1 protein-coding gene is annotated in these 1,100 nt (G+C 54.5%); it reads left to right on the top strand.

Annotated elements, in window-relative coordinates; genetic code table 11:
- Positions 1 to 55: 55 nt before the first annotated feature.
- Positions 56 to 1,072, top strand: coding sequence for an IS30 family transposase (locus R2R70_RS18810; protein WP_410978724.1), 1,017 nt, complete (start codon positions 56 to 58; stop codon positions 1,070 to 1,072).
- Positions 1,073 to 1,100: the final 28 nt, after the last annotated feature.

The following is a 1,100-nucleotide window of genomic DNA, read 5'->3' on the forward strand; positions in this document are numbered from 1 at the left end:
CTTGGCCGCAGATTCTGAGTGCAACACCTGAGTTTCCCTGTAAGGTATTGCGCTCATGTCATACTCAGAACTCAGCATTACTGATCGTGCCACTATCCAGGTTTGTCTCTCTCAAGGCCTGAGCCTCCGAGCCATTGCTCGATGTCTGAGTCGTTCTCCCTCCACTATCAGCCGCGAAATTCGCCGAAATAGTGAGCCGAACAACGACTACCGAGCTGAACGCGCACAAACGTCGCGACTCATACGTCGGCGTTTTTGCCGGCCCAAGCGAAAGCTTGCCATCGGTAGTGAGCGGTTCAGGCTTGTCGAGTACCTTCTTCGCCGCTACTTGTCTCCTGAGCAGATCGCCGGCAAGCTTCGACACATGAATTTACCCAAGCTTGAAGACGCCTACGTCTGTCGCGAGACGATTTACACCGCCATCTATGCGCTGCCGGTTGGGCAACTGCGCAAAGAGCTCATCCATTGCCTGCGGCAAGGCAAAAGTACGCGTAAGCCTCGGCGTGGTGAGACGGACCGGCGAGGTCAGATCCCCGACATGGTCAGCATTCACCTTCGTCCGCCCGAGGTGGACAAGCGCGAGATGCCTGGGCATTGGGAAGGCGATCTAATCAAGGGCAAAGGCAATGCCTCAGCGATTGGCACTCTTGTAGAGCTCAGTAGCGGATACTTGATACTGGCAAAGATGCATGATGCGACTGCGACATCAGCCGTAGAGGGCTTCAGTGCCGCGCTGAACAGAATGCCATTGGCAGCACGAAAAACCCTGACGTATGACCAAGGACGGGAGATGGCCAGGCATGCCGCTATCACGCAGAACACAGGCGTCGCTATCTACTTCTGTGACCCCCATAGCCCTTGGCAAAGAGGCAGCAACGAGAATATCAATGGGCTGATTCGCCAGTATCTTCCTAAGGGAACGGATCTGTCACTGACCAGTCAGGAAGAGCTGGATGCCATTGCCTTCGAGCTGAATATGCGGCCTCGAAAACGCTTTGACTTCAAATGCCCTATCGAGGTGATGAATGAACTGATGGCAAAGCACAATGAAGCACCACCCTCAATTCAATAGGGTGTTGCACTCAGAGCCTGCATCCGCC

Origin of the sequence: Cobetia sp. SIMBA_158 (genome assembly GCF_046566945.1) — a bacterium.
In the GTDB taxonomy this organism is placed as follows: domain Bacteria; phylum Pseudomonadota; class Gammaproteobacteria; order Pseudomonadales; family Halomonadaceae; genus Cobetia; species Cobetia amphilecti.

Coding starts and splice junctions, on each gene's coding strand:
- R2R70_RS18810 (WP_410978724.1), top strand. CDS start 56: ATGTCATACTCAGAACTCAGCATTACTGATCGTGCCACTATCCAGGTT.